General features: G+C 65.4%; 9 protein-coding genes. 7 read left to right on the top strand and 2 right to left on the bottom strand.

Annotation, left to right across the window (positions count from 1 at the left end; genetic code table 11):
- Together CON76_RS05545 and fabI are read right to left on the bottom strand one after the other, a co-directional pair.
- Positions 1-734 (bottom strand): porin (locus tag CON76_RS05545; RefSeq protein WP_169928993.1); only part of this gene is annotated, 734 nt, incomplete at its 3' end.
- A 36-nt stretch (positions 735-770) separates the two neighbouring features.
- The gene (fabI, locus tag CON76_RS05540; protein ID WP_101102386.1) at positions 771-1,559 is read right to left on the bottom strand and encodes an enoyl-ACP reductase FabI; all 789 of its coding nucleotides are present in this window, start codon (positions 1,557-1,559) and stop codon (positions 771-773) included.
- Here fabI and CON76_RS05535 point away from each other — a divergent pair.
- The 7 genes from CON76_RS05535 to CON76_RS05505 all read left to right on the top strand — a co-directional run.
- Positions 1,558-3,420, top strand: coding sequence for an extracellular solute-binding protein (locus tag CON76_RS05535; RefSeq protein WP_101102385.1), 1,863 nt, complete (start codon positions 1,558-1,560; stop codon positions 3,418-3,420). The genes fabI and CON76_RS05535 overlap by 2 nt on opposite strands.
- 15 nt (positions 3,421-3,435) lie before the next feature.
- Positions 3,436-4,470 carry a microcin C ABC transporter permease YejB gene (locus CON76_RS05530; RefSeq protein WP_101102384.1) on the top strand — a complete coding sequence of 345 codons (1,035 nt, stop codon included), beginning with the start codon at positions 3,436-3,438 and terminating at the stop codon, positions 4,468-4,470.
- The gene (locus tag CON76_RS05525) at positions 4,454-5,521 is read left to right on the top strand and encodes an ABC transporter permease (protein WP_240592777.1); all 1,068 of its coding nucleotides are present in this window, start codon (positions 4,454-4,456) and stop codon (positions 5,519-5,521) included. The genes CON76_RS05530 and CON76_RS05525 overlap by 17 nt, the downstream gene beginning before the upstream one ends.
- A gap of 28 nt (positions 5,522-5,549) precedes the next feature.
- Positions 5,550-7,196 (top strand): ABC transporter ATP-binding protein, encoded by a 1,647-nt coding sequence (locus CON76_RS05520; RefSeq protein ID WP_101102382.1) that lies wholly within the window; start codon positions 5,550-5,552, stop codon positions 7,194-7,196.
- A gap of 48 nt (positions 7,197-7,244) precedes the next feature.
- Entirely contained in the window at positions 7,245-7,466 is a 222-nt protein-coding gene (locus CON76_RS05515) for a DUF2788 domain-containing protein (protein ID WP_101102381.1), read from the top strand.
- Positions 7,467-7,477: 11 nt separating this feature from the next.
- Entirely contained in the window at positions 7,478-9,898 is a 2,421-nt protein-coding gene (locus tag CON76_RS05510; protein WP_240592776.1) for a GspE/PulE family protein, read from the top strand.
- Between the two features lie 15 nt (positions 9,899-9,913).
- A partial coding sequence (locus CON76_RS05505) for a hypothetical protein (RefSeq protein WP_145995344.1) occupies positions 9,914-10,151 on the top strand: 238 nt, incomplete at its 3' end.

The raw sequence follows: 10,151 nt of genomic DNA, 5'->3' as shown, positions 1-10,151 counted from the left end.
GGGTAAATGCGATTGCCCTGTTGCGCGTACTGTGCGCCCAGCGCGTAGAAGCTGTTGCTGCTTTTGGGTGGGCGCACGCCGGTGGCATCGGCCCCGGGCTGGCGCGGCAGGCCGTGGCTGGCGTGCCAGTGCCAGCTGCCCAGCGATGGCGAGGTATAGAACAGTCCGTCGCTGACACGGCCAAAGCCTTCCACGCCACCCGCCAGCTGCAGCAGCGACTGCAGGTTGCCGTACGCACCCGCGTGCATCACGTCCAGCGCCAGCCCGACGTTGGACATGGCGGTGTAGTCGCGCCCCAGCAGCAGCGTGCCCCAGTTTTTGCTGTGCCAGCCGACGTAGGAGCGCCGGTTGAAGCCGGTGCGCAGCCGGCCCTTGACCGCCGTGGGCGTGGCGCTGGCCGCGTCGGCGGGGTAGGGGCGCAGGTTGCCGCTGTCAAGCTCCAGCACCTGCTCCAGCTGGAACAGGATCTGCTGGCCCTGGCCGATGTCCTCGCGCCCGCGCACGCCCCAGTACGAGGCGTGCTGCACCCCCGACGTGATGGCCGTGACGCGCTGGCCGTTGCCCCGGTCGGTGGCGGTCAGGGCGATGTCGAGCGCACCATAGAGATGCACCCCCGCGCCGGGCACGCCGCTGGCCTGGGCCGCAGCCGTGCCCAGGCAGCCCACCAGTGCGGCCAGCAGTACGCTCAGCGACACCCCCGGCTTGGCAGGGCCACAGGGGAGAGCCGTCGGCATCATGGCCCACCAGATGCGACCGGATGACACGACGGCTTACTCGGACATACCGCCCGCGACTTGGCTGAAGCCGCCATCGACGTAGGTGATTTCAGCGGTCACGCCAGCGGCCAGGTCGCTCATCAGGAAGGCGGCCACGTTGCCCACGTCGTCAATGGTGACGTTGCGGCGGATCGGGGCGGTGTCGGCCACCACGTTCAGGATCTTGCCAAAGCCCTTGATGCCGCTGGCGGCCAAGGTTTTGATGGGGCCTGCCGAGACGGCATTGGCGCGCAGCCCGCGCCCCTTGCTGCCCAGCGATTCGGCCAGGTAGCGCACCGAGGCTTCCAGCGAGGCTTTGGCCAATCCCATGGTGTTGTAATTGGGCACGTGGCGCACCGAGCCCAGGTAGGTCAGCGTGAGCACGGCGGCGTTGTCGTTGAGGTAGGGCAGTGCGGCCTTGGCCATGGCCGGAAAGCTGTAGGCGCTGATGTCGTGCGCCACCTTGAAGCCTTCGCGGCTCAAGCCATCCAGAAAATCGCCCGCGATCGCCTCGCGCGGGGCGTAGCCAATGCTGTGGACAAAACCGTCAAACGTGGGCCAGTGCGCCGACAGGTCTTGAAAGAGCTTTTCAATTTGCGCGTCGTCGGACACGTCACAATCGAACACCAGATTGGAACCAAAATCGGCGGCAAATTCGGTGATGCGGTCTTTGAAGCGTTCGCCCACATAGCTGAACGCCAGTTCGGCCCCTTGTGCGTGGCAAGCCTTGGCAATGCCATACGCAATCGAACGGTTGGACAGCACGCCCGTGATCAGCAATTTTTTGCCCGTCAGAAAACCCATGAGTCACACTCCAGAAAAAATCTTGCGGAATTGTCGCACGCTGCTGCTGGGGGCGGCGCTCAGTTGGCTGGCGCTGCCCGGCGCGCAGGCGGCGCACGCCTACGCCCAGTTTGGCGATGTGAAGTACGCGCCCAGCTTTGCGCACTTCGACTACGTGAACCCACAAGCGCCCAAGGGCGGCGAGATCACGCTGGTCTCACCCACCCGCGCCAGCAATTTCGACAAATACAACCCGTTCACGCTCAAGGGCACGGCACCGCCGGGGCTGGGCAGTCTGGTATTCGAAACCTTGCTGACCAGCACATTGGACGAACCGACCACCGCCTATGGCCTGTTGGCCGAGGATGTGACGGTGGCCCCCGACCAGCGTTCGGCCACGTTTCGGCTGCACCCCAAGGCGCGGTTTCACAACGGCGACGCGGTGCTGGCGGCGGATGTCAAGCATTCGTTTGATACCCTGACCGGGCCGCAGGTCGCGCCGCAGTTCCGCACCTATTTTGGCGAGGTCCAAAGCGCCACGGTGTTGGGCGAGCGGCTGATCCGCTTCGACTTTGTGCGCCCCAGCGCCGAATTGCCGCTGGTGGTGGGCAGCTTGCCGGTGTTCAGCCGCCAGTGGGGTGTGGTCAACGGTCAGCGCAAGCCGTTCGACCAGATCGTGACCGAGGTGCCTATTGGCTCTGGGCCGTACCGGGTGGAGCGGGTGGATTTTGGCCGCGACATCACCTACGAACGCGACCACCAATGGTGGGCACAAGACGTGAACGTGCGCCGGGGCCAGTACAACTTTGACCGCATCACGTTCAAGATCTACCAGGACAACACCGCGCAACTGGAAGCCTTCAAGGCCGGGGAGTTCGATTTCATCCAGGCCTTTATTGCGCGCGAGTGGGCACGCGCCTACACCGGCAAGCCGTTTGAACGGGGTGAACTGATTAAAGAGGAATTGAAGCACGGCAACGCGGGGGATTTTCAGGGGTTTTTGTTCAACACCCGCTTGCCCAAATTCCAGGATGTGCGCGTGCGCGAGGCCTTGGCGCTGGCGCTGGACTTTGAATGGATGAACCGGCAACTGTTCTTCAACGCCTACACGCGTGTGCGTGGGTATTTTGTGGCGAGCGACTTTGAGGCCAAGGCTATGCCCGGCGCGGACGAACGGGCGCTGCTGCAACCCTGGCGGCACCGCCTGCCCGCAGCGGTGTTCACGCAGCCGGTGCCCTTGCCGCCCGTCACCAGCCTCGACCCCGACTCGGGCCACACCTTGCGCGACCACCTGCGCCGCGCCAAGGCCTTGTTGGCGGCGGCAGGATGGCATTACCGCGACGGCGCGTTGCGCAACGCGCAGGGCCAGCCGTTCACCATCGAGTTTCTGGACAACAGCGGCAGCATGGGCCGCGTGGTCACGCCGTTGAGCAAGAACCTAGAGAAACTCGGCATCCAAGTCCAGTACAAGGTGGTGGACTTTGCCATCCTGCAAAAACGGCTGGATGTGTTTGATTTCGAGGTCATCAGCAACCGCTATGTGGGCAGCGAAGCACCCGGCACCGATTTGTTGGAGCGTTTTGGCTCCAAAGCGGCCCAAACCGTGGGCTCCGGTAATTTGATCGGTGTGCGCGACCCCGTCGTGGATGGTTTGCTCGACCGTGCCATCACGGCCAGAACGCGCCCGGAGCTGGTGGCGGCATTGCGCGCGCTGGACCGCGTATTGCGCCACGGGCATTACAGCATCCCGCATTGGTACGGCAGTGTGCATCGCGTGGCGTACCGCGTCGGCAAGTTTGCGCGGCCCGCCGTGGTGCCGCGCTACTACCAGCCCGAGGGCTGGGTGTTGTCCACGTGGTGGGCCAGCGCGGCGAACCGTTAAAGAGAGGTGAGGGTCATGTGGACGTACATTCTGAAACGCCTGTTGCTGATGGTGCCCACGCTGCTGGGCATCTTGTTGCTGACGTTTGTGGTGATCCAGTTTGTGCCCGGTGGGCCGGTGGAACAAATGGTGGCCCAGTTGCAGGGACGTGACGCAGGCGGCGAGGGCGCGGCAGCCTCGGGCGCAGGCTATCGGGGCCGCCAAGGTGTGGACGCAGAACGCATTGAGGAGATCAAGCGCCTGTACGGCTTTGACAAGCCTGCGCCTGAGCGTTTTGTGCAGATGCTGGGCCAGTTTGCGCGTTTTGATTTGGGCCAGAGCTTTTTCCACCACAAGGACGTGTGGACACTGGTGAAAGATAAGCTCCCAGTGTCCATCAGTTTGGGCTTGTGGACGTTCTTTCTGAGTTATCTGGTGTCGGTACCGTTGGGCATTGCCAAGGCGGTGCGCGCCGGTTCGCGTTTTGACACTTTCACCAGCCTGTTGGTGCTGGTGGGCTACGCCATCCCGGGTTTTGTGCTGGGGGTGGCGTTGCTGGTGGTGTTTGGTGGCCAGTTGCAGTGGTTTCCGCTGCGGGGTCTTACGTCCTCGAACTGGGAGCAATTGAGCTTGGGCGCGAAGGTGGCGGACTACCTGTGGCACATCGCCTTGCCGGTCACGGCCAGTGTGCTGGGGGCATTTGCCGTGACCACCATGCTGACCAAGAACGCTTTTCTCGAACAGATTGGCCAGCAATATGTGCTGACCGCACGCGCCAAAGGCTTGAGCGAACGTCGGGTGCTGTGGAAACACGTGATGCGCAATGCGTTGATTCCCATCGTCACAGGGTTTCCGTCGGCGTTCATTGGCGCATTTTTTGCCGGGTCGCTGTTGATTGAGACCCTGTTCTCGCTCGACGGGCTGGGCTTGCTGAGTTACGAAAGCGTGATGCGGCGCGACTACCCGGTGGTGCTGGGCACGCTGTACCTGTTCACGCTGATAGGGTTGTTGACCAAGCTCATCAGCGACTTGTGTTACCTGTGGGTGGATCCGCGTGTCAAATTCGACTGAAACCTTGTGGGCGGTGCCCGCACCGCCATCGCCCAGCCCGCGCCAGCGCGCCTGGCGGCGGTTCAAGCAACACCGCCTGGGGTACTGGAGCGGTTGGCTGTTGCTGGTGTTGTGCGTGCTCAGCTTGGGGGCGGAGCTGCTGTCCAACGACAAGCCCCTGCTGGTGCGCTACCAAGGCCAGTGGGTGGTGCCATTGCTGCACAACCCGCCTGAAACCACCTTTGGCGGCGACTTTGACACCCCGACCGACTACCTCGACCCTTATATCCAGCGCCAACTGGCCCGGCCCGGCAACTGGGCACTGTACGCGCCCAACCGTTACCACCACAGCACGCTGAACTACTTTGCCACCGAGCCGCACCCGGCACCGCCGTCGGCCCAGAATTGGCTGGGCACCGACGACCGGGGCCGCGATGTGCTGGCACGTCTGCTGTACGGGTTCAGGCTGTCGTGGTTGTTTGCGCTGGCGTTGACCGCCACCGGCGTGGCGCTGGGGGTGTTGGCCGGGGCGGTGCAGGGGTTCTACGGTGGCAAAACCGACTTGGCGTTGCAGCGTTTCATAGAAATTTGGGGCGCTTTACCCGAGTTGTACCTACTGATCATCTTTTCGGCGGTGTTCGAGCCCAGTGTGGGCTTGCTGCTGGTGTTGCTGAGCCTGTTTGGCTGGATGGGCCTGAGCGATTACGTGCGCGCCGAGTTCCTGCGCAACCGCCAGTTGGACTACGTGCGCGCCGCCAAGGCCTTGGGCTTGGGCAACGGCCAGATCATCTGGCGGCACATCCTGCCCAACAGCCTCACGCCGGTGGTCACGTTTTTGCCGTTTCGCATGAGTGCGGCCATCATGGCGCTCACGTCGCTGGATTTCCTGGGGCTGGGCGTGCCACCGGGCACCCCGTCGCTGGGTGAACTGTTGGCGCAAGGCAAGAACAACATCGATGCGTGGTGGATCTCGCTCTCCACCTTTGGGGTACTGGTGCTCACGCTGCTGCTGTTGACGTTCATGGGCGATGCGCTGCGCGATGCGCTCGACCCACGCAAGGAGGGCGCATGACCACCGCTGCACCATCACGTACCCCCCCATGCCACCGCTGCTGGACGTGCGCGGTCTGACCATCGCTTTTGGTGGCCAAAACGTGGTACATGGCATTGATTTCCACCTCCACGCCGGCGAAAAGCTGGCGCTGGTCGGGGAATCGGGCTCGGGCAAGACCGTGTCCGCATTGAGCCTGCTGCGGCTGTTGCCACAGGCCCGCTTGCAAGGCCAAGCGCTCTGGCACGGGCGCGACTTGCTGGCGCTGTCGGAGCGCGAATTGCGCGCCGTGCGGGGCAACGAGATCGCCTGCATTTTTCAGGAGCCCATGACGGCGCTCAACCCGCTCTTCACCATTGGCGACCAGATTGCCGAGATCCTGACGCTGAAAAAAGGCTGCACACCCCGGCAGGCCCGTGAGCGGGTGATTGATTTGCTGGCGCAAACCGGCATCCCGGAGCCGCAGCGGCGCGCAGGTGCCTACCCGCACCAGCTCAGCGGCGGCCAGCGCCAACGCGCCATGATCGCCATGGCCTTGGCCAGCGAACCCCAACTGCTGATTGCCGACGAACCCACCACTGCCTTGGATGCCAGCCTGCGCCAGCAGATGCTGGCCCTGCTGGGCGAGTTGCAGCAACGGCTGGGCATGGCGGTGCTCATCATCACGCACGACCTGCACCTGGTGCGCCAATTTGCCGACCGGGTGGCGGTGATGGAGCGCGGCCATCTGGTGGAGCAAGGCGACGTGGCCACCGTGTTTGCCCAACCCCAGCACCCCTACACCCGCAAGCTGCTGCACAGCCGCCCGCAGCGCCAACTGCACCAGCGGCGCACCGACGCGGCGGCCTTGCAGCCACCGGCCACCGTGCTGCGGGCCGAACAGCTGCGCGTGGCGTTCGACACCCCCTTGCCCGGCTGGCGCGGCTGGTTCCGCCGGGGCCGCTTCGATGCGCTGCGCGGCGTGGACTTGGCCCTGCGTGCGGGCCACACCCTGGGCGTGGTGGGCGAATCGGGCTCGGGCAAATCCACGCTGGCGCTGGCGGTGCTGGGCTTGCTGCCGCACAGCGGGCAATTGCAACTGCTGGGCCAGAGCTGGCAGGCGCTGGCCCGCGACCGCACCCAGACACGGCGCCTGCGCCAGCGGGTGCAGGTGGTGTTCCAGGACCCGTTCTCGTCGCTGTCGCCCCGGCTGACGCTGGAGCAGATTGTGGGCGAGGGACTGGAGATCCACCAGCCGGGCCTGAACGCCGCACAGCGGCGCGAGCGGGTGCTGGCCGCCCTGGGCGAGGTCGGGCTGTGGCCCGCGCACACCCCCGCCGCGCAACAGCAGGCGTGGCTGCAACGCTACCCGCACGAATTCTCGGGCGGGCAGCGCCAGCGCATTGCCATTGCGCGCGCGCTGGTGCTGGAGCCCGAACTGCTGATTCTGGACGAACCCACCAGCGCGCTGGATGTGACGGTACAGCAACAGGTGCTGGAACTGCTGCTGATGCTACAGCACCGCCGGGGCCTGAGCTACCTGCTCATCACGCACGACATCGATGTGGTGTGGGCGCTGGCGCACGACGTGCTGGTGCTGCAGGCCGGCCAGGTGGTGGAAAGCGGCCCGGCCGAAGCGGTGCTGCAACACCCGCGCCACCCCTACACCCGGGCTTTGCTGGCGGCCAGTGCCCCACTTACAGCCGCTGTGGTGTAATTTGGCCCCACGTGGCCACCGCGCCTGCAACTACCCGATCCGACCACCATGCAAAACACGTTATGGGGCTACACCGAAGCACAAATTGCCCAATTTGGCATGACATTCGGTGTCAGTGCTTTCATCTTGTACATGCTGTTTATCGTTTTCAAGCTGGCCAAGGATTCCAAAGCGGGCAAATTTGGCGGTTTCATCCTGTTTCTGGTGCTGGCGCTGGGCATACTGGGCTTTGTTTCCAAGAACATCATCCAGTGGGCGCTCAACATCTGAGCGTTTGAGCCATGATCGCCACCACCCACGCCACCTTCAGCTTGCCCGCCTGGCGCGGTGATGAAACCTTCAGCGTGGGCGGCGCGGCGCCCGACTGCACGGCCCAGGGCTGGACGGGCAACGCGCTGTCGGGCCAGCTGGTGGACTTCAGCGCCGAAGAGCGCCAGCTCAAGCTCACCTCGTCACTGGAGCGGCGCACCTTTGGCCTCAAGTTTGGCCAGTTCAAGTGGCTGCAGCTGGCGTGCCGGCCCGGGGTTGATGCCACCGACGCCGCCGCCCAGGCGCCGCTGCTGCCGTTCCAGGTCACGCTGCGCGATGGCACACAGCTCACGGGCATGGCGCACCGCTGGGTCAAGCAGGCGCATGGCATTTGGGTTTTTCCGCAACGCCAGCGGCCCGAGGATCCGTTCCGGCTGTTCTTTCCCAGCCTGGCGGTCACGCAGTTCAGCGCCGAGGATCCATTGGCCGACACCCAACCGCCCGACAGCGCCCCCCTTGACACCGCCACGGCCGCCGATGCGGCCAGCGCCGATCCCGAAGGCACCGCCCACGGCATCTACACCGCTACGGTGACCAACCTGGAGCAGCTGCTCAAGGCGCTGCACTTCCAGAAGCACCTGCAGCCGGTGCCCATCGGCAAGGCACTGGTGGCGCTGGGCACCATCACGCCCGAGCAGCTCGACGCCGCGCTGCAGCAGCAACGCCAGCGCGCGCGCCCGCTGGGCCAGCTGCTGATGGAGCTGGGGCTGGTGTCGGCCGAAGACCTGCAGATGGCCTTTGCGCGCAAGATGGGCTACCCGCTGGTGGATCTGAGCCGCTTCCCGGTCGATGTGCGCGCGCTGCGCGTGGTGCCGGTGGCGCAGGCCATGCGTCTGAAGGTGCTGCCGCTGCAGGTGCTGGCCGCGGGCCTGGTGGTGGCCATGCCCGACCCGCTGCAGTTCAAGATCGTGGAAGAGCTCGAATTCACCACCCAGCGCAAGGTGGTGCCGGTGGTGGTTCACAGCACCGATCTGACCGCGCGCATCCAGAAGGTGTACCGCAGCCTGGGCTTTGCCGCCGAGCTGCTGCTGTCCGAGCCTGGCCCCGACGAAGCCCGGGCACCGGGCCAGGACGCGCTGCAGCTGGCCGCCGAACTCACGGGCGGCGCACCGACCGACGTGCCCGACGAGCCACCGCTGGAGCAGTCCGACAACACGCTGGTCAAGCTCATCAACTCCATGATCATCGAGGCGCACCACCAGCGCGCCTCCGACATCCACATCGAGCCCTACCCGGGGCACGAGAAGGTCGTGATCCGCTTTCGCATCGACGGCGAGCTGCGGCCCTACCTGGAGCTGCCCGCGAGCTACCGCAACGCCCTGATCGCGCGCATCAAGATCATGTGCGACCTTGACATCTCGGAGCGGCGCAAGCCCCAGGACGGCAAGATCACCTTCTCCAAGTACAGCAAGCAGCTGCCCATCGAGCTGCGCGTGGCCACCATCCCCACCAGCCACGGGCTGGAGGACGTGGTGATGCGGCTGCTGACCTCGTACAAGCCGCTGCTGCTGCAGGAGCTTGAACTCAGTCCGTCCAACCTGTGGGCGTTCGAGCACATCATCAGCCGCCCGTACGGGCTGTTTCTGTGCGTGGGGCCGACCGGCTCGGGCAAGACCACCACGCTGCACTCGGCGCTGCAGCGGCTCAACCAGCCCAACCGCAAGATCTGGACCGCCGAGGACCCGGTGGAGATCACCCAGCGCGGCCTGCGCCAGATCCAGATCAACGCACGCATTGGCTGGACCTTTGCGGCGGCGCTGCGCTCCATGCTGCGCGCCGACCCCGACATCATCATGGTGGGCGAAATCCGCGACGCCGAGACCGCCGAGATCGCGGTCGAGTCGTCCCTGACCGGGCACCTGGTGCTCTCCACGCTGCACACCAACACCGCCGCCGATACCATCACGCGCCTGATCGACCTGGGGGTGGATCCGTTTTCGGTGGCCGATTCGCTGCAGGGCATTCTGGCGCAGCGCCTGGTGCGCCGCATCTGCGACAACTGCGCCCTGACCACGCCGCTGACGGGCACCCAGCTGCAGGAGCTGGTGCAGGACTACCAGACCCAGCTGCCCCCTGAGCACCCCTTGCTCGACAGCGACGCGCTGGAGGCGGCCTGGCGCCAGCGCCACGGCCACAACGGCGTGCTGCAGCTGCGCCACGCCGTGGGCTGCGAGGCCTGCGGCCACAGCGGCTTCAAGGGCCGCCTGGCGCTGCACGAGCTGCTGGTCAACGCGCCGCAGGTGCGCCAGCTGCTGCAACAACGCGCCCACGCGCAAGACATTTTGCTGGCCGCCGTGGCCAACGGCATGCGCACCCTGCGCCAGGACGGCATCGAGAAAGTGCTGGCGGGCCACACCACGCTGGCCGAGGTGCGCTCCAGCAGCAATTTTTAAGGACAGAGACACAACATGCTGAAATTTGTGCTGGGCGGGGCGTTGCTGCTGTCGGTGCCGCAAGGCTGGGCCTTGTCGCTGGGGCCGTTGGACAGCCCGGCCCTGCTGGGCCAGCCGCTGGATGTGCGGGTGCAGGCGGGCGTGGCGTCCGCCGAGGCCGCCACCGGGCTGTGCCTGCAGGCCGAGGTGTTGTATGGCGACGTGCGCGTGCCACCCTCGGCCATCAGCACCGCCATCCAGCAGCTGGGCCGCG

Source organism: Macromonas bipunctata (genome assembly GCF_002837135.1).
GTDB lineage: Bacteria > Pseudomonadota > Gammaproteobacteria > Burkholderiales > Burkholderiaceae_C > Macromonas_A > Macromonas_A bipunctata.
The sequence above is the reverse complement of the archived record's forward strand: the minus strand, read 5'-3'. Positions and strand labels throughout refer to the sequence as shown.